Annotated in this window: 17 protein-coding genes; 12 read left to right on the top strand and 5 right to left on the bottom strand. The window is 49.3% G+C overall.

The genetic code is table 11. The features are described from left to right. The first annotated feature begins 155 nt into the window (after positions 1-155). Both ACJJI8_RS09340 and ACJJI8_RS09335 read left to right on the top strand, forming a co-directional pair. On the top strand, positions 156-560 hold the full coding sequence (locus ACJJI8_RS09340; protein WP_444934866.1) for a hypothetical protein: 405 nt from the start codon (positions 156-158) through the stop codon (positions 558-560). A 1,189-nt stretch (positions 561-1,749) separates the two neighbouring features. Continuing rightward, positions 1,750-2,667 carry a hypothetical protein gene (locus ACJJI8_RS09335; RefSeq protein ID WP_413664357.1) on the top strand — a complete coding sequence of 306 codons (918 nt, stop codon included), beginning with the start codon at positions 1,750-1,752 and terminating at the stop codon, positions 2,665-2,667. A 70-nt stretch (positions 2,668-2,737) separates the two neighbouring features. Here ACJJI8_RS09335 and ACJJI8_RS09330 read toward each other — a convergent pair whose 3' ends face one another. The 4 genes from ACJJI8_RS09330 to ACJJI8_RS09315 all read right to left on the bottom strand — a co-directional run bounded on the left by ACJJI8_RS09330 (position 2,738) and on the right by ACJJI8_RS09315 (position 9,145). Beyond that, the gene (locus ACJJI8_RS09330) at positions 2,738-3,658 is read right to left on the bottom strand and encodes a phosphoribulokinase (protein WP_444934865.1); all 921 of its coding nucleotides are present in this window, start codon (positions 3,656-3,658) and stop codon (positions 2,738-2,740) included. An 83-nt stretch (positions 3,659-3,741) separates the two neighbouring features. Then, entirely contained in the window at positions 3,742-6,891 is a 3,150-nt protein-coding gene (locus tag ACJJI8_RS09325; protein WP_444934864.1) for an efflux RND transporter permease subunit, read from the bottom strand. Then, complete coding sequence (locus ACJJI8_RS09320) at positions 6,888-8,051, bottom strand: efflux RND transporter periplasmic adaptor subunit (RefSeq protein ID WP_444914783.1); 1,164 nt, start codon at positions 8,049-8,051, stop codon at positions 6,888-6,890. Before ACJJI8_RS09320 ends, ACJJI8_RS09325 begins: the two co-directional genes overlap by 4 nt. 383 nt (positions 8,052-8,434) lie before the next feature. After that, positions 8,435-9,145 carry a Crp/Fnr family transcriptional regulator gene (locus ACJJI8_RS09315; RefSeq protein ID WP_413664353.1) on the bottom strand — a complete coding sequence of 237 codons (711 nt, stop codon included), beginning with the start codon at positions 9,143-9,145 and terminating at the stop codon, positions 8,435-8,437. 345 nt (positions 9,146-9,490) lie between these two features. On the opposite strand from ACJJI8_RS09315, the gene ACJJI8_RS09310 reads away from it, so the two are divergent. The 5 genes from ACJJI8_RS09310 (at position 9,491) to ACJJI8_RS09290 (ending at position 19,192) form a co-directional block, all read left to right on the top strand. Continuing rightward, positions 9,491-10,705, top strand: a complete 1,215-nt coding sequence (locus ACJJI8_RS09310; protein ID WP_444934863.1) for a TonB family protein — start codon at positions 9,491-9,493, stop codon at positions 10,703-10,705. 154 nt (positions 10,706-10,859) lie between these two features. Continuing rightward, the gene (locus tag ACJJI8_RS09305) at positions 10,860-12,923 is read left to right on the top strand and encodes a M13 family metallopeptidase (protein WP_444934862.1); all 2,064 of its coding nucleotides are present in this window, start codon (positions 10,860-10,862) and stop codon (positions 12,921-12,923) included. 170 nt (positions 12,924-13,093) lie between these two features. After that, positions 13,094-14,980, top strand: a complete 1,887-nt coding sequence (locus ACJJI8_RS09300; RefSeq protein ID WP_444934861.1) for an MFS transporter — start codon at positions 13,094-13,096, stop codon at positions 14,978-14,980. 181 nt (positions 14,981-15,161) lie between these two features. Further along, the gene (locus ACJJI8_RS09295; protein WP_444934860.1) at positions 15,162-17,051 is read left to right on the top strand and encodes an MFS transporter; all 1,890 of its coding nucleotides are present in this window, start codon (positions 15,162-15,164) and stop codon (positions 17,049-17,051) included. 254 nt (positions 17,052-17,305) lie between these two features. Further along, entirely contained in the window at positions 17,306-19,192 is a 1,887-nt protein-coding gene (locus tag ACJJI8_RS09290) for an MFS transporter (RefSeq protein WP_444934859.1), read from the top strand. Between the two features lie 84 nt (positions 19,193-19,276). On the opposite strand, the gene ACJJI8_RS09285 is transcribed toward ACJJI8_RS09290, so the two are convergent. After that, positions 19,277-21,208 carry a cytochrome c/FTR1 family iron permease gene (locus ACJJI8_RS09285; RefSeq protein WP_444934858.1) on the bottom strand — a complete coding sequence of 644 codons (1,932 nt, stop codon included), beginning with the start codon at positions 21,206-21,208 and terminating at the stop codon, positions 19,277-19,279. Between the two features lie 171 nt (positions 21,209-21,379). Here ACJJI8_RS09285 and ACJJI8_RS09280 point away from each other — a divergent pair, with 171 nt between their 5' ends. From ACJJI8_RS09280 to rimI, 5 genes are all read left to right on the top strand, one after another. Then, positions 21,380-21,859 (top strand): glutathione peroxidase, encoded by a 480-nt coding sequence (locus ACJJI8_RS09280; RefSeq protein ID WP_282934317.1) that lies wholly within the window; start codon positions 21,380-21,382, stop codon positions 21,857-21,859. Beyond that, on the top strand, positions 21,859-22,338 hold the full coding sequence (locus ACJJI8_RS09275) for a MarR family winged helix-turn-helix transcriptional regulator (protein ID WP_444934857.1): 480 nt from the start codon (positions 21,859-21,861) through the stop codon (positions 22,336-22,338). The genes ACJJI8_RS09280 and ACJJI8_RS09275 overlap by 1 nt, the downstream gene beginning before the upstream one ends. Before the next feature lie 382 nt (positions 22,339-22,720). Continuing rightward, positions 22,721-24,256 (top strand): 2-isopropylmalate synthase, encoded by a 1,536-nt coding sequence (locus ACJJI8_RS09270; RefSeq protein WP_444906436.1) that lies wholly within the window; start codon positions 22,721-22,723, stop codon positions 24,254-24,256. Continuing rightward, positions 24,257-25,045, top strand: coding sequence for a uracil-DNA glycosylase family protein (locus ACJJI8_RS09265; RefSeq protein ID WP_444934856.1), 789 nt, complete (start codon positions 24,257-24,259; stop codon positions 25,043-25,045). Continuing rightward, positions 25,042-25,518, top strand: coding sequence for a ribosomal protein S18-alanine N-acetyltransferase (rimI, locus tag ACJJI8_RS09260; protein ID WP_444934855.1), 477 nt, complete (start codon positions 25,042-25,044; stop codon positions 25,516-25,518). The genes ACJJI8_RS09265 and rimI overlap by 4 nt, the downstream gene beginning before the upstream one ends. Positions 25,519-25,600: the final 82 nt, after the last annotated feature.

Here is a 25,600-nt window from a genome sequence, read left to right as displayed (position 1 = left end):
AAATTACTACAAAACGATTCATTAGATTCGAAGAAGTAATGTGGATTAATTCAAAGACCTCTTTATTCATTGTTATCTAGAGTAAGATCCCCCTGAACACAGCCCCCCTCGCTATAATGCAACAGCAAGAAACCGGACCTTTATAAGGAGTAAGTATGAGCGTAGGAGCCTGGGAGCCACAGGTAAGTGGCCCACAAAATGAAACCAGTGAAGAATTCAACCGGGAGCAGTTGCTCAGACTTATCGAAATTGCAGAGTCAGATAAACCTTTTACAGAATCAGTAGGAGCGTTTGAAAAAGTACCCTCCACACTTATTCGCCTTCCCTTCCAACACTGGATTGAAGAGAGCGAACATTGGAACAGTGCCCAGCTATGGCAACTGATCCGCTTCTTTACTTTGGCAGAAATGAATCTGCCAGGCTGGGACGCCGGCGCTGAGTCTGCAGTAATTCCCCTCGCCAAAGTACTCAAGCAACGCTCGACGCCATTAACAAAAGGACAACTGTTATGGATTCGCCAGAATTCCAACAATCGTTATTTGCCCTACGGGCCACTATAAAGCTACACGATTGACTCCATATCACCCCAGTGACAGAGATATTCTGTTACTGGGGCAGTCCTCTCCCCCTCTCCCTCTCCCATTGCAAAACTCATAAGGTTGCCTTTGGTAAGAGCAGCCACTCCAAAGCAGAAGCATTGCCCATAAAAATATCATTAAGATTGTTGATCAACGCACGGATAATCAGGACTGCATTCAAATAGCTTCTGGTATTACTTGCCTCTGAACAACTGCCCTCTACTTCTTTTATGACTAGCAGGGATGTCACGTGATAGCAAAACAAATGACTGGAGACCAAGCGCTCGCTTTCTCGGTAATTAAAAAGACCTCGACTGAAGAGCACAAACTAATACAGTTCCGTCCCATTATATACATGGTTATAACTAGATTTATCACTGGTTTACTTTCCGCCATGTAAAAGTAAACCTCGCAGCAGTAATGGCAGATCCCGGCAGCCAAGACCCCAAATACCCCAACCGGTTGGTACTTATATACGGGGCACTAGATCCCGTACATGAGTGTGAGTTCTCCCCCAGTTTTTAATTCCTTACTAAATACCAGGGTACGGCAATAGGACTCAAGCTGTCTCTGACATCTTGACACTTGCCAACTTTCCGCAATTTGAATATCACACTTCAATACGCAAGGTTACACAACCAGCTATGGAGGTTGCCCGCTAATTGACGCAGGCAAAAGCTCGCAGTTAAGTTTTGTTAATCCGGCTCTCTGTTAATTGATGAACAGAAACTATCTGCCACCATCAAAATCCAACTATAAAAGCCAAAACAACTAAACCAACAGGTTCATAAAGCTTACAAAATTACTCAACTATTTAACGCCACTGATACTGACTTGATACAAAGAATATTGAAGTTAAAGAATCACCAGTAATGAGTGCTTTCAAGTTCCCAAAAAGATCAAAAACACAGTTCAAACGGCCCCCAATTGAAAAATATGTAAAAAAAAGCCATTTTTTTTACATTAAATAGAAAAAAACCATCTAAAGGACTTGCAATTAGGTATACAAATAAGCTGCAATTAGCGCCGCTAGCTTGGGGGACTCACTATCAATTGTTTTCTGCCGAAAACATGCATCTTGGACGGTGCCTAATTCCGTTAAAGATGGCTGAGAATAATTGATAGGAATGCCCCCACTTACTAAAACAATTCATTTTGCAGGGATATTTAAATGGCTACTAAAAAAGCTGCTCAAGTCGCTACCAGCGACGTCGCAAAAATGGAAGCGGAGCTACGCTCCCTTACCGCTAAACTGGAAACTGCCCGCCTTAAGCAGGAAAAAGACCTGACTGTCAAAGCCGAGAAATTGGCAAACAGTGCCAAGAAGGCTGCCGCTAAAGCAAAAACTACTCAAGATAAAGTAGCGACTGTTAGAGCTAAGAAAAAGACTGCTGCTCAACAGCAACAGCTGAAAAAAGCACGTGAAGCCGCCGCTGCAGCTAAAACTGCTGCAACTGAAGCCAAAACTGCCGCAACTGAAGCCAAAGATGCACTGGCTGAAATCAAAGCCGCCAACAAGCTGGCTTCTCAGGTAGCTAAGATCGTCGCTAAAGAAGAAGCTGCTGTAGCTAAGAAACTGGCTGCTGCTGAAAAGAAAAAAGCCGCTGCCGAAGCGAAGAAAACTGCTGCTGCCGCTAAAAAAGCCGCTGCTGCTGACAAGAAGAAAGCCACCGCAGCTAAGAAAAAGCCCGGCCGCCCAGCTAAAACTGAAGAAGCCAAGAAGAAGCCTGGTCGTCCCGCTAAGACCGAAGAAGCTAAGAAAAAGCCTGGCCGTCCCAAAAAAGACGCCACTGAAGCCAAAAAGAAGCCCGGTCGCCCAGCAAAAACTGAAGCCGCTAAGAAAAAGCCCGGCCGCCCCAAAAAAGCAGAGACCGCAGCCGCCGCAGCAACTGATGCTGCTCCTGTAAAACGCGGTCGTGGCCGCCCACCTAAGGCAGAATCCGCACAAAAGAAGCCCGGTCGCCCAGCAAAAGCGGAAGCCGCTAAGAAAAAGCCAGGGCGCCCCAAAAAAGCAGAAGCCACAGCCGCAGCAGCAACTGAAGCTGCTCCTGTAAAGCGCGGTCGCGGTCGTCCGCCCAAGGCTAAGTAAGCCAGCGCTTAAGTAAAACTGATTTATTCAGTTAGTTTAAACCCTGGCCTCGCCAGGGTTTAAACAGATCTTACTGCATCCGCAAGCCCTTCACCTGATGCTCCTCCCCCAACTCAATAACACAATCTGCCCAACCCGGCATATCCTCTAGTAAGCTCCGCGTCACTCTTTCGTAGTGTTGTACAAACTGAACAATTTGTTGATCTGTCATCCCCATTCCGGAGCGAACCCTGAGTTTATGTTCCTGTAACTTACGCCACTCAACAATACATTCCATACTCGGCGCTTTGAGCATCACCCATACATCGATAAGCGAAAAAAGATCTCGATAAGAACCTTCCAACTGTTGATTAACATAATTTCGCCATTCGCCAGTACTATCTTCCCTGCACTCCAGTTCATTGAGCGGTCCTTCATGCCCTTCTGAAGGCTTGGCCCCTAGGCACCATCCTTCGAAGATAACAACATCAACTTGCCCCTTGAATACGGGCCACAAGTGCTCAGGGATCCGATCATCACGTCCTTTATCAAACCTAGGTAATGCGATAGCGGAATCAGTATTGGCTGCACACAGGGCCTTGAGCGTGCTAATTCCCAAGCCGATATCATGGGTTCCCGGCACACCACGAGTTTCGAGTAAGGGGTGTACCTGTGTAGCCAGCTTGCGGCGCTGTTCGAGCGTTAAATAGATATCATCCAGAGACAAAACACAGCAGCGATAGCCCATCGCCTGGTAAATACATTGCCACACATCTGCCAGGGTGGACTTGCCGGTACCCTGCCCCCCGCTAACCCCAATTAATAATGGATTACTGCGCTTATGGCGAGTCAGTACCCAAACTCCGAGGGGAAGAAAAAGTTGTTCGAGTACCTGGAGGAAATCGCATGGTAATTGGTGCTCACGCAACAGCTCCTTAAAAAGCCCCGATAAACTCTCCTTAAGCTGTCCACTACGCTCTAAAACTTCATTCGGCCATTTAGCCTTATTCATAAATTCCCTGCTATAAAAACGGGGGCCTAAGCCCCCGAATTTTGTGATCACTAAGTATGATTACAGTACTTATATAGCCGTCACTAACTCGTTAGCGACTCAATAACCCCCTCTGGATTACCCCTCTTCTTGGAGCGGCCCGGTAGTACTAACATAATGGGTGTAACCAATAACGTCAGCAAAGTGGAAAAGGTAAGCCCGTAAACAATTGCACTGGCTAGCTTCACCCAAAAAGAGGCTATCACTCCATCGACAACAATATTGCGTCCGACCATATCCACACTGACGCCTAGCGCCAGGGGCAACAACCCGAGGATAGTTGTTGCCGTTGTCAAAAAGACCGGTCTCAGCCTCTGTGTCGATGCCTTTACTGCTGCCTCCGTTGGTGTGAGGCTCGGCTCATTCTTACGCACGAAATTATAGGTATCTATCAGTACAATATTATTGTTCACCACGATTCCAGCCAGCGCCACAATACCCACTCCAGTCATAATCACACTGAAGGTGCTTTGTGTTATTAGCAGACCAAACATCACCCCCAAAGTGGACATAATCACAGATGAAAGTACTAATAAAGACTGATAGAAGCTGTTGAACTGTGTTACTAACAGGATAAACATTAAAAACAGAGCCAGGAGAAAGGCTATGCCGAGGAATTGAAAAGACTCATTCTGCTCCTCATCCGCCCCACGGAATAGCAGCTCAACCCGGTTATCCACCGGATTACTCTGCAACCACTTCCTTATTTCCTTCACTTTGTCATCCGGCAGAACCCCCTCTTGCGCATCAGCCTTGATTTGCATGCGAGTAATTCCATCGATTCGCTCAATCTTATCGACCTTGGGCATGGCTTCTGTGTGCACAAAACTGCTAATCGGAACGGTACCTTGCACGGTATTAACTTTTAGCTGATCGAGCGCGGCTATACCTCTGGCACTTCTGGGGTACCTGATACGTATATCTACTTCTTCATCCGTATCATCGGGTCGATATTCTGCAACCCGGACGCCATTGGTAACCAACTGCACCGCCCTGCCAACTTCAGTTAGATCGGCACCATATAGAGCAGCCTTGGCTCGATCAACTTTCACTTCCCACTCGATGCCAGGTAGTGGCGCGGTGTTTACAATATCTCGCAACCCGCCAATTTCCTCCATTGCACGGTGTAGTCTCCAGGTTTCCAGCAGTAGCTGCTCATAGTTCTGACTGCGCAACTCCAGAACAATATCCTTGCCTACCGGCGGTCCTCCCTCCATTACATTTGCGGTTACTTTAATTCCGGCAAAATCTGAGGTGCGGGAACGGATATCGGCAAAAATGTCGCGGCTCCGTCGCTCGCGTTCCTCTGCGGGATAAAGCTCCACTAACATATTGGCGATTTGATCTGGGGAACGATCAGAATTTCCAGAAATTCCGCCAGAACCAATAGTAGTGTGAGCTATTCGGACCTCAGGCACACTAAGCACGGCTCTTTCCACTTGCACCACCAGGGCTTTTTTCTCCTCCATGGACAAATTGCCCTGGGCCCTAATTTCTACATTGCCGTATTGCTCTTCCGTATCCGTGAAAAATTCAACACCCGCACCAAAATTGACAAAGCCAATAAAGATGGCAACCAGAATGGCAATAGTGGTTAAGAACCCACCCAATGGGCGCTGCAGAACTTTCTCAAGAATACGCGCATACCAGCCGGTAATTCCAGGCAGGGCTCGAGGTAAGCCATCCTCTAACTGACTCAGGTAGTTACGAGTAGAGGCATCCATTGCGCTTTTGCCAAACAGTGAACCCAGCACAGGAGCAAAAAACAGGGCGTACAAGAGTGACCCCGCCAATACTGCAAATACTGTAACGGGCAGGTAACGCATGAAGTCTCCCACCACTCCAGGCCACAGCATAATCGGCAAAAATGCTGCAAGGGTAGTCGCCGTTGAGGCAACTACCGGCCAAAACATCCGACTGACTGATGCAATATAGGACTCCCTTGCTGACAAGCCTTCAGCCATTTTCCGATCGGCAAACTCGGTGATCACAATGGAGCCATCAATTAACATACCGAGGGCCAGCAACATTCCGAACATCACCATAAAGTTAAACGAATAACCCAGATACCAGGTGATGATGGAACCAAACAGCAAAGAGAAGGGCACTCCCAGTCCCACCAGAATTCCCGAGCGAAAGCCGAGCGCGGCAACGACAATAATCATTACCAATAGCATCGCGGTCAGGATGTTTCCCTGCATCTCACTGACCATATCCCGTGCAAAATCAGATTGGTCAAAAACAAACTCAACCGTAATTCCCTGCGGCAAAACACCAAATTCAGCCTGAACGACTTCCCGGACTCGATCCGCGACATCGACAGAGCTGGCATCGTTGCGCTTTTCAACATTAATAGCGAGCCCCGGGCGACCATTGATACTGGTGTAGCTCACTGCATCTTTGAAGGTTCTGCGAATATCTGTAACAGCACCCAAGGTCACAACTCCATCGCGTGACTTCTTGAGCGGAATTTCATAAACATCCTGAGCGGTCTCAATCAACCCAGGGACTTTCACTGAAAAACGGCCCCGATTGGTTTCCAGCTCCCCTGCAGGAATTAGGAGATTGTTCCCCAATACCGCATTGATTAACTCCGCACTGGTGATTTGATAGTGCTCCAGTCGCACCGGATCAATCACTGCCTCTACAACCTCCTCCCTATTACCGTGGAGATCTGCACCGAGCACCTCAGGGATACTCTCTATCTTTCGCTTAAGCAATTCAGCCGAGCGCAGTAAAACCCGTTCATTCACTTGCTCGCCGGATAGGGTAACGACAATGGTGGGGAAAGGTTGAGCGGATACTTCCTCCACGGTGGGCTCGTCGGCATCCCGGGGCAGCTCAGCCCTGGCCCGCTCTACAGCATTGCGAATATCATCGACGGCATCATCTACACCAATGGCAGAGTCAAATTCAATCACGATATATGCAAGGGATTCCCGGGCGACAGCAATCACCTCGACAACCCCTTCTACCGCACGAATTTCCTTCTCCAGAGGGCGGACCAACAGGCGTACACCATCCTCTGGGGAAATTCCCTCGTGAGTGACCTGTACAATTACAAATGGGGGGTTCACCTCAGGGCTTGATTCAATTGTCATCGCTGCGCGAGCAACTATGCCAATTAAAACAATCAGCAGCATCAGGCATATTGTACTGCGATTTCTTTGAATAGCGCTTTCCAACAGCTTCATCGCGAATCCCCCTCGGGAATCACTGAAGTTTCGGATACCGGAGTCACCTCAGCGGAATCTAGTGGGGAAGCTTCCTTCGCTTGGTTCTCCCGGGAAAACTCCTCCCCAGTTTTCAGTATTTCTGCACGAACCAAATCTCCCGTAGTGACATATTCTTGTCCCACAGTAATCAGAGTCACTGTGTCGGGCAGTCCAGAAACCCAGACGCCGCCATCACCATCCCCAACCAGTGAAACATTAATAAATTGCACTCGGTTTTTATCATTGAGAGTCCTCACCCCCAATTCACCGCTATCATCCAGCGTGAGTAGAGATGCATTAATATGGTGGGCCGTAATTTCACCGGTCGGGAGGACCAGCTGACCACTCAAGCCTCCGGGAAGTTGATTACCTGGATTATCTACTGCTACCTCCACTCGGTAAGCCCGAGTAATTTCCTGCGCCTGTTGACTGATATAACGAAGGTATCCGTCTACTAACAGTCCTCTTTGTAATTGGGCTCTCGCCGGCCCGCCCTCAACAAGGCTCCCCACTTGATCCTCTGAAACTTCGCCAACAATTAGGATGGGATCCAAGTCAAGAATGGTCGCGCATTCCTCTCCCCGGCGAATAAAATCCCCCAGCTCCACCGCTCGGCTATTCACTACTCCAGCAAATGGTGCACGAATTTGTAGTTTCTCTACCGTCACTTTGGCACGTGTGTACTCCGCCTTGGTTCGGGCAAGCTCAACTTGCTGCTGGGCCATTGCGGTATCCGACTGCAGTCCTTTTTTCTTAAGTTTCTCGGCACCGGCAAAGTCTATTTCTGCTTTGCGTTTTGCCGCTTCAGCTAATGCCAGTTGCTCAATACGATCTTCAGCCTCGATTTCGCAAATGACATCCCCTTGTCTAACTGTCTGCCCTTCCGCAACTGGAAGTGCAGCAATAATGCCATCCAGTTCAGCGCGCAGACGTACATGCCGGTTAGCCTCAGTGCGCCCATTCACTAGTATCTGAGTGGCGTATGGGCTGGACTCAATGATTTGGGCTTGAATTCGCAATTCAGGCTCTGGCTTCTTGGCAGTTACCTCTTTAGATTCTGACTGCTCATCCTCTGCACCGGAGAATAACTGCCCACTCAGCAGCCATAAAATAGCGATCACCGAAACAATAATTGCCATTCGGTAATTGCGCCTTGACCAGATTGATGCCAATACATTCATAACTTTCTAAACCTGTTGGGCAATGATGCGCCATCGCAAAAGCGGGTCTTAAATCCAATCGAAGGGATCTGCGATAACAACTGAAGCGAAGCGATTTTTACACAATCACAGCGACTTATAAAAAGCTCCGCTGTGTCCTACTCGAATTCTGTCAATAAATACGTGGTTAATGTCGGGCAAATGAAATATCCAAGTGATCTACAAATTTAGACTGGAATCAGCAGATAGTCCCACCTTAAGAAAGGTGTACACATGTGCCAATAAAAATAAGTACAAAGAGGAGGGAGAGCAGTCAGGAGCGAGAAAATAATTCTCTCGCCCTTGGTTTGAACGGGAAATCTTTACGACAGCATAGATTCCAGAAATCCAAGCATGTCGGATTCATCATCAACCAGCTCACCAGAACCAAACTCCGCATTCCAGTCGAGCAGAATTTGAGCCAAAGCTTTCGCCTGTTCCGCTAAGGCAATTAACTCTTCCCGGCTATTTTTTGGTCCCGTATAAAGTTTCAGCTTTCTATGGCTATTCGCCAACTGATGCCCGGGATACTTGGACCTATAGACCTCCAGTTTCCAACGCAATGAATGCACCATATTGCGGTAGAAAACCAGTTTTGCTGGCAACTGTAAAAGTGATAAGTCTTCCAGGTCACCAAACAGCGTACAATCAACGCCCAGAACCTGAGTATCCTGGCTATTATTCGCGGCAAATACATCGGCACTGCGGGGCTCCGCCAATAGCATCGACAAATCACCAAATAACTCTCCTGGACGTATTACCGCCAAAGGACGTTCATTTCCCGGAGCCTCCTCAGCTGCGGGACTGTTCACCTTCACATGTAACTCACCGCGTAACAAGAAGTAGACCCATTGATCCACATCCCCTGCACGCAGCAACTGTTCACCCGACTGAAGGCTGACCAACCGGGAGCGCTTTAGCAATACATCGTATTGCCACTCACTCGAGGCACGAATATCCCGAAATAGATGGATGACATTGAGAAGGCGATCCACAGCATCCCGTGGATACTCGCTAAGAGGTTTAATTTCCATGCACAATTCAAATTTAGTGAAAACTATTCCATTTTCCTGAAAAGAGTGGCCTAAGCCACTCTGCAAAGTGCCATTCTAAACGATATCGACCTAGCACACCTGTTTCTAAGTGTGACAATCGTTTCCGTACCAACCCCTTATCTTGGGCGAATGAGGACAGTCTGACCTTATCAGGCTTGAACTCCGTTCCAGTTACAGTAGAGTTAGGTGTAGTGAGTAGTACATTGTACTCTCACAAGCTTTGGGCGCGCACTTTTTAATCTGACTTGTGTGCATTGGGGTTGGGGCCCCTGAATTCTTACTTAGCGGAACATTTTGCTCCTGCTACTGAGACACCGTAGAACAATGAAATCGATAAAAATTGTCCTCTCTTTTTGGGTGTTTACATTTGCTCTCACTGCGAAAGCTGCACCACTTTTAAACGGTCTTGCACTAGAAAAACAATTTAATAAAGACATTTATATCGCTGCAATATACTCGGAAAATCTAACCCGGGATTCCAGCACACTACTCGATAACAATATTCCTCGGCGCTTGGAGGTTCGTGTTATCACCAAAAGTCTGCCGGCACGGCGACTCCGCAATCAATGGATGGAAGCCATTGCGATTAACAACCGCGGAGATACGCTCAGCAGTCAGGCAGAAAACATGGTGACCTTTGCCAACCTGTTTAAGGGGCGCTTTGCTCACGGTGATCAATTGAGTATCGAGTTCGCCGCCGATACCGGCTCGACAACAATCTCCCTCAACAGTATTCGACTTGGAGAGATTGCTGACCCCGACTTCTTCAATACCTTGCTACGAGCCTGGATTGGTTCTGTCCCTCCCTCTACTGACTTTAAAGATGGGTTGCTTTCCGCCGGCCAAGTGTCAGGTAGCCTGGTAACTACATTCGAGTCCCTGGCCCCAACAAGCGAGAGAGTTGCCGAATTACAACTCAAGCAAATAAGCCAGGAAGAGGCCACTGCCGCCGAAGAGGCGCCAACTGAAGCCACTAAACCTAAACCGGCTATTGAAATTGCTGATCTTCCGCCTCCAACTCTAGCCCTAGCCGCAACCGCTCCCGCAGCAGCGGTTGTAACTGAGGCTGATAGCATTCAAGGGGACAGTGAACAGGGACCTCAACCGGAAGGGGCCGTTCCAGTACAAGCTGAGGATGAGATTGAGCTTATTACAGTCCCCCCCGAGGATGGCCCGCTCCTGGCTGCAGATGCCGAAGATATGATGGAAGAGGAGGAAGAGGCTCCCCTGACGGCTGATATGATTCTGGCACGCCAGATCTACCACTCCAGCTTGCTGCGTCACACCTTCCGCTACATTCGCTATCCCAAACGCGCCCAAGAGCGGGGCCATGAAGGCAGTGTACGCCTAAATGTGACTATTGATTCTCAAGGCCAGGTACGAGATATCCAGCCGATACAAGAATCCCGTCATGCCAGCCTTAACCGGGAGGCCCAAGCTGCTGTACGCAGAGCTGGACCCTACCCTGGAGTCCCTGCGCAGCTAGGTACAGATACTTATAACTTTTCTATCCCTATCACTTTCCGCCTACCAGATTAAATAGCTACTCAACTTGTGCCAAAAGCCCCGCGATGCGGGGCTTTTGGTTAAACTCACTCCAACGCAACTTGTCCCCAGCTAGGCGCAGCCCTCTTGCCCCAGCTCACCCCCTGCTTTTAGTATGCTCGGCGGATATTCAGCCAAAAGAGCAAAAATGAAAAAGTTACTATTACCACTCGCTATTGCCGGTACCCTGGCGGGAACCCAGTTCCCTCTGTTTGCTGTCGCTCACGACCACTCCACCGGTAGTAAAGCTACCGCTGAGCAGGTTCAGCTTTCCTCGGGTATCGACCTGGGCGCTATGGATACCAGTGTACGGCCTCAAGACGACTTCTTTGCTTATGTAAACGGCACTTGGCTGAAGAATACTGAAATCCCTGCGGACAAGTCCCGCTGGGGTGGTTTCTCTATTCTGAGAGATCAAAGTACCGAGCAAGTCAAAGCTCTGATTATGGAAGCCAGCCAAGGAGCCAAGAGCGCCGATGCCAAGCAAATCGGAGATCTCTACAACAGCTTTATGGATAAAAAGCTGATCGAGAAAAAAGGGCTCTCCGCGGTTTCCGGCGAACTCGCCAAAGTCGATGCAATTAAAAACCGCAAGGATCTTACCGATTTCTTCGCCTATGCGGATACCGTCGGCTACGATGTACCATTTGGTGGAAGCATCTGGCAGGACCTGAAGCAAGTAGAAAACTACATGACTTTCCTGTGGCAGGCAGGCCTTGGACTCCCTGATCGCGACTACTACTTCGAGGACACTGAGAAGAGTAAGAAACTCCGCGAAGCCTATATAACCTACCTCGCTGATCTTCAAGGCCTCGCAGGACTTAAAGAGGCTGAAGATTTTGCCAACAAGATCTTCAAACTTGAGGAGAGTTTGGCAAAACACCATCGCAGCCGCGTTGATAACCGGGACCCGGAAAAGTACTACAACAAGAAAACTGTTGCTGAACTTAAAGAGCTAATGCCCGTTGTAGATTGGGACAGCTACCTAGCCAAAGCCCAATTGAAGAAAGCAGATAGTTTTATTGTCGGCCAGCCTGAATACCTGGAAGCGGCTAATGAGATTATTGCCAATACTGAGCTGGCAACCTGGAAGCGCTACCTGAAGGTCAAAGTGCTTAATGCAATGGCGCCCTACATGCATGACGAAATCGCACAACTGCGCTTCGACTTCTACGGCACCACCGTTCACGGTATTGAACAAATGGAACCCCGCTGGAAGCGCGGCGTGCAATTCGTCAATGGTTCTGTAGGCGAGCTGGTCGGTAAGCGCTACGTAGAAAAGCACTTCCCGCCTGAAGCTAAAGAGCGAATGGTTGTACTTGTGGACAATCTGAAGGCCGCCTACCGGGAATCCATCGAATCCCTCGAGTGGATGGGCGAAGATACCAAAAAGCAGGCTCTGTTTAAGCTAAGCAATTTTTCCACCAAAATCGGCTACCCAGACAAGTGGCGTGACTACAGTAACTTGACAGTTAAATCCGATGACCTGATTGGCAACGTTCTGGCAGCTAACTTGTTTGAGTCCTCATACGATCGCAATAAGCTGGGCAAGCCGATTGATCGCGATGAGTGGGGCATGAGCCCACAGACTGTGAATGCTTACTACAACCCAGCCATGAATGAAATCGTATTCCCTGCAGCGATTCTGCAACCACCATTCTTTAATATGAATGCGGATGATGCAGTCAACTACGGCGGTATCGGCGGTGTAATCGGCCACGAGATTGGACACGGGTTCGATGATAAAGGCAGTAAATTTGATGGACGCGGCTATCTCAACAACTGGTGGACCGACTCCGACCGCAACAATTTTGAGCAGCTGACCAGCAAGCTCGTATCCCAGTACAACGCCTACGAGCCGCTTGAGGGTGAACACATCAACGGCGAGCTGACCCTGGGCGAGAATATCGGCGATTTATCAGGCCTGGGAATTGCCTATAAAGCTTATAAAATGTCTCTAGATGGAGAAGAGGCACCTGTTATTGACGGCTTTACCGGCGATCAGAGGGTGTTTATGGGCTGGGCTCAGGTGTGGCGCAGCAAGATGCGCGATAAAGCCCTCAGTGGACGCTTGAAGGTAGATAGTCACTCTCCCGCTGAATATCGTGTGAAAGGCGTGCTACCAAATATCGATGCTTTCTACGAAGCATTCGATATTAAGGAAGGCGACGGTATGTACCTGCCTGAAGAGGAACGGGTAACTGTCTGGTAAACCGGTACCCTCACCTGGCCGCCCACGCGGCCGGGTTTCCCTTCAACCAATTCTACCTCTCCCCCAACAACCCCTAATCTATCGTACCAATTTACCCACTATCACGGGGGATACCTCCCGTCGGCAGTATGACTTACCATTAGCTCACTTAAATAAGAAGAGAGTTGCCAATGGCTAACCAGTCTCAGTTTCATCTTCTCACTAGCCGCCGCTTTTTACCGTTCTTCAGCACCCAGTTCCTGGGCGCCTTCAATGACAATGTTTATAAAAATGCCCTAATTGTCATGATCGCCTTTCGCCTGGTGGAAAGTGAAGCGAACGCACTAATTAACCTGGCTGCTGGTTTGTTTATTCTTCCCTTTTTCTTATTTTCTGCCTCCGCCGGTCAGATCGCAGACAAATACGACAAGGGGAGGTTAATACGCTGGATTAAGCTAGGAGAGATCGGAATCGGTGCACTGGGTGTTTTCGCCCTTTTTAGCGGAAGCAACGCACTCTGTTTAACTGTGCTCTTTCTCCTGGGCATACAGTCCGCCTTTTTTGGCCCTGTGAAGTACGCGATTATCCCTCAACACTTGAAGCGTTCCGAACTGATAGGGGGCAATGCTCTGGTGGAAATGGGGACATTTGTGGCCATTTTGACGGGAACGATTGTCGGTAGCCTACTCGCAGGCCTCACAGGTCATGGGCAACAGGGAATCCTCTACTTAGGCCTGGTAATTATGGGTGCAGCTACCCTGGGATATCTGGCCAGCCGCTCAATCCCCGCAGCGCCAGCCCCCACACCCAATCTCAAAATAAACCCTAACCCCATTACTCAAACCCATAAAATACTCCGTGCCAGCGCGAATACTCCCTCAATTTTCTACTCCATTATTGGAATATCTTGGTTTTGGTTAATGGGGGCGGCCTATCTGACACAAATTCCCAGTTTTACCAAGAATGTCCTAGGTGGCAGTGAATCAGTGGTTACATTACTGCTGTGCAGTTTTACCATTGGTATTGCCATTGGCTCCTTGATCTGCGAGCGCCTCTCCAGTGGATTTATTGAACTTGGCCTGGTGCCTGTTGGCGCGGCTGGACTCACCATAAGTGGGATCGCCCTGGGTATTGTCGGGGGAAACTTTGCAGAACTCCATGAAGCCAGCTTTACCGCATTTCTAAGTACCGATGGTGCATACTCTCTTCTCAGTTGTCTGGTACTACTGGGGATGTTTGGGGGTCTTTACATCGTTCCTCTGTACACCATGATCCAGGATCGATCCGACCCGGCAATTCGTGCACAAATTATCTCCGTAAACAATATTTTGAACGCCCTCTTTATGGTGGCTTCGGCGCTACTTGGAATTCTGTTCCTCAATATGCTGGACGCGACCATACCGCAGTTCTTTCTTGTTATTGCCCTTATGAATGCGGCGGTCGCCATTTTTGTGTTCGCCAAGGTGCCAGAATTTGCTATGCGCTTTTTGATCTGGGCCCTTTCCCACACCATGTACCGGGTAAAGCACCAAGGGCTTGAACAGATACCCACAGAGGGACCAGCCCTAATCGCTTGTAATCATGTGAGTTATGTCGACGCACTATTACTCGCCGGTGCTGTCCGCCGCCCTATCCGCTTTATTATGTACAAGCCCATTTATGAAATTCCAATTTTGCACTTCGTCTTCAAAACAGGCAGGGCAATTCCAATTTGCTCCAAGCAGAAAGACCCTGAAGGGTATGAACAGGCTTTTCAAGCCATTGAGGAAGGGCTAAAAGATGGAGATCTTCTCTGTATATTCCCCGAAGGTCAATTGACTAAAGACGGAGAACTACAGCCATTTAAAGCAGGCATAGAAAAAATTCTGGAGAGAACCCCTGTCCCTGTAATCCCTATGGCCCTCCAAGGTCTCTGGGGAAGCTTTTTCAGTCATAAAGGCGGTCATGCCTTCACTACATTGCCCAAGCGTTTTTGGTCGCGGGTGAGCGTCGTTGCCGGCAGGCCTGTCGAAGCAGCCGGTGCCAAGGCAGAGGCTTTATACCGCCAAGTACTGGGCTTGCGTGGAGAGAAACGCTAGTCTTCCTTATTCCCGACCAAATTAAAATATATGCCTGCCTCATTGGCAGGCATGTAGATTACTCACCCCTCTCGCCGCACCCACATTCCACCAGATATCATCCGTATCGCCTATTCTGAGAGCGGGACCCCCAATACCTTGCTGCTGGCAACAGCACATATCACCTACCAGTTTCGGGTTGGTGAAAAATTCCTTTACTCCAGAATGGCAAAGGGACGAAGGCCTAACCATGGCTCAAAGCAATCAGTTCAAGCTTCTCGCCAGTCGCCGCTTTATGCCACTGTTTCTGTCCTTACTAAGTAGTGTTTTTAATGACAACTTATTCAAAAACTCACTACTCGTCTTACTCGCATTTCACTTAGCGAAGGCAGAGGCCAATACATTAATCAACCTTGCCAGCAGCCTGTATGTCGTTCCTTACTTCCTTTTTTCGCTAGCTGCGGGGCAGTTGGCAGATAAATATGAAAAAGGACGTGTGATAAGAATTATTAAAGCTGCAGAAATTCTCATCAGTTTGCTTGGCGCTATTGCCCTACTTACTAATGATCGAGTATTAAGTTTCATTGTGCTGATACTTTATGCCACTCACACAGCTTTCTTTAGCCCCGTCAGGTATGCCATTTTACCGCAACACCTTAAACCGTCCGAACTACTCGGGGGCAATGGCCTGGCCCAGGTCGCGTCCTTTGCTGGGCTATTAGTTGGGACTATTGTCGGAACTTTACTCGCCGGCGATGTAGGCCAGGGAAAATCCGGGCTGCTTTACTTGAGTTTGGTGATGGTAGTTGTCGCTGTACTCAGCTATCTCATCAGTAGGGAAATCCCCTTCGCCGCCCCTTCAGACCCCGACCTGAAAGTAGATTGGAACCCCCTAACTCAAACACTGAAAATCATGCGAGAGGTAGTCAAGACTCCAACTGTATTTTACGCAATTATTGCCAACTCCTGGTTCTGGTTGTTTAGCACAGCATGCCTAACCCAGGTCCCCAGCTTTGTTAGGAATGTACTGGGTGCTAGTGAACCGATCATCACCGTGCTCCTCTGTTGCCTGACAGTTGGTGTTGCCATCGGCTCACTAATGTGTGAAAGCCTATCCCGCGGACGTGCCGAACTGGGCTTAGTCACAGTCGGGGGACTAGGCATGACAATAGCCGCACTTTGGCTGGGAATCCTTTCCGGAAACTATCAAATGCTATCCAACGCTTCCCCCATCCAATTTTTACAGAGTGATGGAGGCTTAACTATCCTATTTATCACAGCCTTTATCGGCGTCGCAGGCGGAATATTTATAGTACCGCTATACACAATTATTCAGGTCAAAACAGCAGAACAAATTCGCGCACAAGTCATTTCTGCAAACAATGTACTCAACGCTCTTTTTGTTGTCATTATCTCTCTTGCCATTATTGGGCTTTTGGGTCCGGTTGGAATAACGATCCCTCAGTTATTCTCACTATTGGCCGCACTAAATTTGGCAATGTTGATATTCTTGCTTTTTCAAATGCCAGAGATGTTATTCGATACTCTGGCCTGGCTAACCTACCACTTACCCAGGCGCACTCAACATCACAACTTGAAAAATCTTCCCGCCACAGGTCCCGCCCTTATCTTAACGACCTACTCAAACGCATTTACTCCGTTTATTATCAGCAGCTTAACCACAAGAAAAATCTGCTTTATTCCCAGCGACTCCCTCAACAAAAACCAATCAATCAAAAAAATCCTAAGGAAAAGTAATCGACTTTCAGAGACCCATAAACGAGACATCCCAGAAAAAAATTTAACACTGGATAAATCTTTTTCTCACTTAGAGCACAATGGGGATTTAATATGCTTCTTAATTGAAAAAGAATCTTCAACTAGTGCTATGAAGGAAATAAACCTGGTCAAGGAATCACTAAAAAACAATCCCATCTCCATAATACCAATTTTCATCAGAGGTGCTTTTGGCAGCAAACAAAGATTAAAAGCAGAAGTCAGAGTTGGAAAGTCAATATCAGCAAGCGACATAACCCCTCAATCGCTTCAAGCACTATTAAATCATCTGCAATTGACAAAAGACGATCATTAAACTAATAACGAATAGGGTGCCGCTACTTATAACAAATTAGATATATATTTACGTAATTTATAACCAAACACAAACAGACATCTCCGATAAACCAGCACCATCTGCTAGGATTGAATATAGAACTCATTAATTTGTTTGCATTCATTAAAAAACAGAAGCTTTTGTTGCATTCTCGGTGCGCCATTTGAAAACGGTACCCTGTATAAAAAACACTCTTTCAGAATGATCATCCATCATATAAGTGGCAACTGTTCATGACTCAGAACAGTCAATTTAAACTGCTTACCAAACGTCGCTTTCTCCCGCTGTTTATCACTCACGTATTTGAAATGCTGGATGATAAATTCTATAAAAATGCCCTCATCGTTTTATTGGTCTATCAACTAGCCGCTACAGAAGCAAACACTCTAGTCAATATCGCTTCAAGCCTATACATATTTCCTTTTTTTTTGCTCTCCGCATCTGCGGGCCAAATAGCAGATAAATATGATAAAGGCTCCATAATACGTATCCTAAAGATCTGTGAAATTATTTTCGCCATTATCGGTGTCACTGCGCTATTTACCAAAAACTATACTTTGGGGTTAGCGGCCATTCTTCTATATGGTATTCACGCCACATTCTATAGCGCAACAAAATACGCCTTACTTCCCCAGCATTTACATCGTGACGAGCTACTCAGTGGCAATGCTTTAGTCCAAATGGGTTCCTTTAGCGGGACACTAATAGGAACTATTATTGGAATCCTCCTGATTGGAATGACTGGCCCAGGCCAATATGGCCTATATTATATAGCGCTCGCATTAATTGGTTTTGCCTTTCTAGGATTACTAGCAAGCTTTGCTATTCCTCCTGCGCCACCACCAACACCAGGCCTGAAGGTTAATTGGAATCCAATATCTCACACTCTAAAAGTTTTGCATCTAACCACACAAACACCTGCCGTTTTTTACTCCATATTAGCCGTCGCTTGGTTTTGGATGCTAACCACCGCCTACCTGGCCCAGGTCCCTAGCTTTACTAAAAATATCCTCAAGGGTGATGAGCAAGTTATTACCCTATTACTTTGCAGCCTGACGGTTGGTACAGCAGCGGGTTCCCTGCTATGCAGCAGCTTATCTAAGGGGCGTATTGAACTAGGCATTGTTCCTATAGGTGCCATCGGAGTAACAGCCTCAGGCTTAGCTCTTGGATATCTTGCAGCTAATTTTGATGCCACTGCCAATACTACAGTCCATCAGTTTATTCTCAATACCAATTCCTACCCTATTTTGATCGCTATCGCATTATTCGGAATTTTTGGGGGCATTTTTTCAGTCCCTCTATACGCCGTAATCCAAGACCGAGCCACGGAAACCATCCGAGGGCAGGTAATTTCAATTAGCAACGTTGTCAACGCATTCTTTATGGCAGTTGCCGCCCTCTTCGACATTTTCATTCTCGACTTTATTCATATCGGAATTCCTGAATTTTTCGTAATAGTCGCACTAATGAATATTGTTATTGTGACAATCATTTTTTCACGAGAACCCGAACTTGCAACGCGAATGTTGCTATGGGTTCCCACCCATACCCTTTGCCACATCAGTTTGGATGGCCTGGATAAAATTCCCACTAAAGGGCCGGCATTAATCATCAGTAATCATGTTAGCTATTTAGATCCTCTACTGCTCGCCGATGCCGTACAGCGCCCCATTCGCTTCATCACTCATCAGTCGATCTACCAAATGCCAATGCTCCACTTTCTATTTCGCACTAATGCAGCCATTCCCATTCCCCTTAAAGGTGATGATCCAAAAAGTCGAGAAACTGCCCTACAGGCCATAGAGGACGGGCTGAAAAAAGGAGAAATAATGTGTATCTTCCCCGAAGGCAAAATCACACTCGACGGCAACCTTCAACCCTTTTTAAAAGACGTCGAGGAAATTCTTGAGCGAACTACAGTTCCGGTCATTCCAATAGCTCTTCAAGGACTTTGGGGAAGTATTTTCAGCCCACAGGACACGAGGCTTCCCAAAAAACAAAAGCGTCGATTTTTCCCCAAGGTCAATATCATCGCAGGAGAACCGATCGACGGCAGCAATGCAAAAAGAGAAAACTTGAGAAGAAAGATTGCAGAACTCAGAGGCGACCAATTGTAAGAGCACAACAGCCCAAACAATAATGTGATGGGAGCCAGAAGAAGAAATAGGGTACCCACAGAGTTGCGGGTACCCGAAGGCCATTTAGGCCGCTTTAGCGGAACTAGAATCTGAGCGGCTGCCTTTCAGTAGCAACCACAGAGCGACAACCAGTATTGCCCCCTGAATACCAATACCTTGCCAACTCGGGTAAATACCCAACCAGTCGAAGCTGAGATTTACCGGCAGCGGGGAAATCGCAATCCACGCCGCTTCTTGCAGTGCCGCGACTGCCTTGCCCGCAAGAACAAATGACAACGCCAACAGTAAATAGGTCGTCATGGAGAAGAACTTGCCTATAGGCAAGCGAGCAGAGAAGCGCACAAAGGCAACGCCCAACACAACCAGCGATATCGCACCGGCAGCGAGGCCACCCCATAGGGCGCTGTACTGGCTGGAAGCTGTTTGCACCAATAGGGCCTGGTAGAACAGGATGGTTTCAAAAATTTCGCGGTACACAGCGACAAATGCGAGACCGGCGATGCCCCACAGGGCGCCAGCGCTAAGGCTGCGGTTGATACTGTTCTGGATATATTGCTGCCACTGATCCGCCTGGGTCTTACTGTGCATCCAGAAACCCACATAGAAGAGCACAACTGCGGCCAGAAGCGCTGCGACCCCTTCCATAACTTCCCGGCTGGCGCCACTGATGGAAATCAAACTCTGTGCGGCAACCCAAGTAACAACACCTGCGACCGCAGCGCTGATCCAACCGAAGTGAACAAATTTCAACGCATCGCGACGACCGGTTTTTACCAGGATCGTTGTCAGTGCAATCACAACCAGCAGCGCCTCGAGACCTTCGCGCAGAAGAATCACCAAGCTGGCAATAAATAGTGCACCCGCAGAGAGAGTTGTCTCCTGCATTAAAGATTCGGCGCGCCCCAGTTGCTCAAGAATTACCTGTACCTGAGCCCTGACTTGCTCGGGATTACTATCGGCATTCAGCTGACTGCGCAGCCCGAGCAGCTCCCGTTCAGTGGCTTTACGCAGATCGGCGTCGAGGGAATCCAGAGAGCTCTCCGCCATCTCAAAACCGTCCAGGTAGGCACTAATAGCCAGGGTGCGAGCGTGATCGTAGTTACCTTCCTGGTAGGCCACCAGGGACTTTTCCAGTTGCGCACGGGCTATCTCAATCGGCTGGGTACCGAGGCTCTCCTCACCAGCAAAGAAGGGTGTGGGGTCGGCACGCAGGGAAGTAACTGCCGCGCCGGACAGTTCCGGGCGATCACTCTGCAGCACATTGGGGCTGTACATCACGATATCCTGCAAGCTCGGCTCAACGCCTTCGCCCTCCCCCACTTCACCTTGGAAAGCCAGGCCGCCAACATAAAATGCCAGGGACCAGCGCTGCTGCTCATTCAGGTTTTTGAAGGCGGTCATTGCAGTGCCATCGATACCGTTACTGATAGCATCGTAAAGGCCCAGCAGGGAGCGATTCTCAGCGCGCTCCAACTCGTAGAAGTTTGTAGGCGCCGGCTCCAACTGTGCCGCTAAGGGGCCATCCCCTTTACCCTCGATACCATGGCAGGTAACACACTGCGCCTGGTAGATAGCGCGACTCTCATCCACATTCAGCAATGCAGTGGGCAAAGATAGCGCGGGGGCGATAGACAGTAGCCCCTGACGCAACTTGGCGGTATGTGCCTGCACTTCCTGCACACTGGCCTTGCGAAGAATCGCCGCTTGCAGCGCATCCGCCTCGGTGCGGATCATCACCGCTTCCGGCGACTCTTGCAGTTGTGCGCCGCGATCGATCAGTACCGAGGCGAACTCCTGCATCTCTGCAAACTCATCGTCACTAATGATCTCCCCATCTGCCACCGCTTCCGGATAATCCACACCGATGTACTCTGCCATCTGCATCAGCTGGCGCAATTCCTGCTCTGATAGACCGGAGGCCTGGGCTTGGACGGGTAGAACCGTAATGGCCAGTAGCGCCACTAGCAGGCGGGCCAAGTGTAAGGTGAGGCGCATGGAGAATCCTTTACTGTTATTGCAAAAGGGTTTTATCAATCTGGCGCATAATATAATTGGTAATCATTCTCACAATAAAGCCTGCAAAAGGGCTACTCCCAAATAAAGCGGTTGCAAAAAAAATTGTGCACAACTAAATTTAGCAAAATACAAACCGTCGAGGCTCTCCCAATGACCGATCTCTACTCAATTCCCGTGCAAACCGCTGATGGGCAAAAGACCACTCTGGCCGATTACAAAGACAAGGTAGTGCTAGTTGTTAACACGGCCAGTAAGTGTGGCTTCACCAAGCAATACGCGGGCCTGGAGGATTTATATAAAAAATACAAAGACCGTGGATTTACCGTCCTGGGCTTTCCCTGCAATCAATTTGGCAAGCAGGAACCCGGTAGCGATGAGGAAATTCAGGAGTTTTGTGAACTGAACTTTGGAGTCAGCTTCCCCGTCTACGCCAAGCTGGACGTCAATGGCGATGAAGCTCACCCGCTGTTTGTGGAGCTCAAGAAACGTGCGCCGGGCCTATTGGGAACCGAGGGCATTAAGTGGAATTTCACTAAGTTCTTGATCGGTAAGAATGGCGAGAATGTTAAACGCTACGCGCCAAAGGATGCACCGGCATCCCTGGAGACAGAAATCGAGCGTATGCTCTGATGGTTGTCTGTGATGACGATTCCGGCGAGCTGGCACTGAACCGCCAGCTATGTTTTGCCCTCTACGCCGCATCCCGAGCCATGACCCGCGCCTACCAGCCGATGCTAAAGGAATTGGGGATCACCTATCCGCAATATCTGGTTTTAATGGTTCTGTGGGAGTGGGCCAACACCAAGGCGCCATCGGAAGAAGAGCAGAGCGTCAGTGCTCTGGGGCAGAGGCTGATGCTGGATTCCGGCACCTTGACCCCGCTGCTTAAGCGGATGGAGCAAAACGGCCTGGTCAAGCGTCGCCGCAGCAATCAGGATGAACGGATAACCCTGATCACTGTGACAGAGGAAGGCCTTGCCCTTAAACCAAGAGCCAGAGAGTGGGTGACAGCACAGCTGGACAACAGCCGTATCAGCCGCAGCGAGGTAGAGCAACTACACGGAGACTTGTGGCAGTTTCTGCATAAATTGACCGATACCACCCCTTAAAAGCGGACCCCATTGAAACCCTCAGTGGGGCAGCCCTTCAAAAGAAGGATATAAACACTAAAAAATAGCCAGCAACGAAAATAATATAACAAAATAAGAAAATAGCACGCCAATATTAGGATATATATTGACCTCTCGATTGATTCCGCTTCATAATGCCCTGAATCCGACCTAATGCGGAAACTGTTGTATATGAAGACTCCATTTATCACTCAGCGCCAGTCTTTTCTTGCCCTAGCTTTCTCGCTACGACTGCCCCTGCGCGGCATATAATTTTTCTCCCCCCCACCCCCAACAGAATTCCAAACTTTATTTGAGCGATGCATAGACAGCGGCAAGGCCCCCTGTTTAGCCTCAAAGCAAATAAGGAGAACAAACGAAAATGAGCACTAAAAAAGATAAGTTAGTCATTTTTGATACCACTCTGCGCGATGGTGAGCAGAGTCCTGGCGCCTCTATGACGAGAGAGGAAAAAATTCGCATCGCCCGCATGCTTGAGAGAATGCGTGTCGATGTCATTGAGGCTGGATTCGCGATTGCCAGTCCCGGGGACTTCGAGTCGGTCAAGGCCGTCGCTGAAGCCGTTACCGAATCACGGGTTTGCAGCCTGGCCCGAGCGGTCAATGCCGATATCGTGCGCGCTGGCGAAGCCCTGAAGAATGCCAACGCCTCGCGTATCCATACATTTATTGCCACTTCTCCAATCCATATGAAATACAAGCTGCAAATGGAACCGGAAGCGGTGTTGCAGCAGGCAGTGAAAGCGGTTCAAACAGCGCGCAACTTTACCGACGATGTGGAATTCTCCCTCGAGGATGGCAGCCGCTCCGAGCCGGAATTTATGTATCGCATCATCGAAGCGGTTATCGCGGCAGGGGCCGGCACTATCAATATTCCCGACACCGTTGGTTACGGGGAACCGGAAGAGTATGGGGCTATGTTCCGCCGTGTTATCGAGAACGTCCCCAACTCCGACAAAGCCATCTTTTCGACCCACTGTCACAACGACCTGGGCCTCGCCGTTGCCAACTCCCTGTCAGCCGTGATGAACGGTGTGCGCCAAGTGGAATGCACCATCAACGGCCTGGGAGAGCGCGCCGGTAATGCTTCCCTGGAGGAAATCGTTATGGCGGTACAAACCCGCCAGGATCTCTACCCGGTAGAAACAGGGCTGGATACCAGCCATATCGTGCCCACTTCGAGAATGGTGTCGTCGATTACCGGATTCCCAGTGCAACCCAACAAGGCCATTGTCGGCGCCAACGCCTTTGCCCATGAGTCTGGTATTCACCAGGACGGTGTTCTGAAGCACCGCGAGACCTACGAAATCATGCGCGCAGAAGATGTCGGCTGGGGTCAAAACCGTCTGGTTCTCGGTAAACACTCCGGCCGGGCTGCCGTCCGCGCCCGTTACGAAGAGCTGGGGGTAGATTTCGCCGATACCGAAGAATTCCAGCAGGTATTTGCCCGCTTTAAAGACCTAGCCGACAAGAAACATGAGATCTTTGACGAAGATCTGCACTCTCTGGTGAGCGGAGGTGAGTCACCGGTGGAGCGATTCCAACTGAGCGACCTGGATGTGCGCACCAAAATCGGCTCAGCCCCACAGGCCTTTGTCAGCCTCACCATTGACGGAGAACTCCGGCAGACTGAAGCCAGCGGTGGCGGCCCCGTAGATGCCACCTTCAAAGCTATTGAACAGCTGGTAAACAGCGGCGCCGACTTAAAACTTTATTCTGTAAATGCGGTCACCCAAGGAACAGACTCCCAAGGGTCCGTCACAGTGCGCCTGGAAAAAGACGGCCGCCTGGTCAACGGCGTTGGCGCAGATACAGATATCCTGATTGCCTCAGCACAAGCCTACATGGATGCGTTAAACTTGCTCGCCAGCAGTGAGAGTAAGAAACAGGGCGTATAAGTGAACGAGCTTCAGCGAGCGGAATATTTATCAGTACTTGGGGTTCCAAGCTATGTACCCCGATTCGTATTGCCGCTCGCACCCGATCCTCTCCAGGCCGAACTGCCTCCCGCCGAAGAGGCTGCTGGGATTCAGCAGCCTCCGGTTGCAAGTGGAATAGCTCAAAACCCACTGCCCCATTCAGCAGATCAGATAATTACCCAGCCGGTGCAGAATCCGGAGCGCAACGCCCGTGTGCTAGATGAAATAAGCGCTCTCACCGACCAGACAAAACGCCCACAAGAGACGGTGGCAGTGACACCGGCTCCTGTTGCCCCCCCCCAGCAAAGTGTTAAACCTTTTGTTTTGAACTGCTGGCGTATTGGGGAGGAACTCCTGGCCGTGGACAGCCACGAGCCCGGTGCAGCTCTCCCCCTGGAAGCCCTGTTCAACAATATTCTCCGCGCCTTGCACTGGCACCAGCTCCCCCGGCAACAGGAGCGCCTGCAATGGCCTTTAACAGAAAATCGCTTTGGTCCAGCCGAAGACGCCTCACAGGCTCGCGATACATTCTCCAGCTGGTTAGAGGCCTCTTATTCCCGCATGCCGGTTAAATCTATCTGGCTGATGGGTAGTGAGGCTCAAGATTTTTGCACTCCAATCCCTTTGGAGAGCCAGGTTGTCGAATGGCAGAAGGCCCGCTTAATTAGTATGCCCAGCCTCTCGCAACTACTGCGAGCCCCCGAACTAAAACGCCCCCTGTGGAACCTGTTGCGCACTAGTTACCCGACTGAAACCCGCGCAGAATGACCTATTTAAATTACACTGAGCTACAGTTGCGCTCCGCCGATGCCGACGACTGTGCATCTCTGGCCCAGCTGGCAAAAAGTGCCCACAGTCATCCGTGGAGTGAAGCCCAATACCAGCAGAGTCTCAGCGCCGGCCACTACTGCTGGGTCCTGATCCAAGGCGATGACATTATCGCCTGTTGCGTGATCAGTAGCCTATTTGACCAGGCAGAAATCCTGGACATTGCCGTATCGCCAGCGCGACGCCGACAGGGCCTCGCTGAGGCACTGCTGAACAGCGTGAAAACGGAATTACCCTGCGAAGTTGAGCGAATTTTGCTCGAGGTGCGGGTATCCAATCTCGCTGCGCGCTCCCTCTATCGCAAACTGGGTTTCTCTGAAGACGGGATACGCAAAAATTATTACCCCGCGCAAAACGGCATGCGCGAGGACGCCGTACTCATGAGTCTCGCTCTGAATGACACTCAGTCGTAGAATGAGCCTCTCATTCGGAATTCCCGCCTTACCGACAAGGCCTTGAACGGCAGGCAGCCACTCCTGCTCTGTAACACTATTC

This window comes from Microbulbifer maximicatervae (SeqCode) (assembly GCF_052467695.1).
Note: the sequence above shows the minus strand (reverse complement) of the source record. Positions and strands in the feature narration are given on the sequence as shown.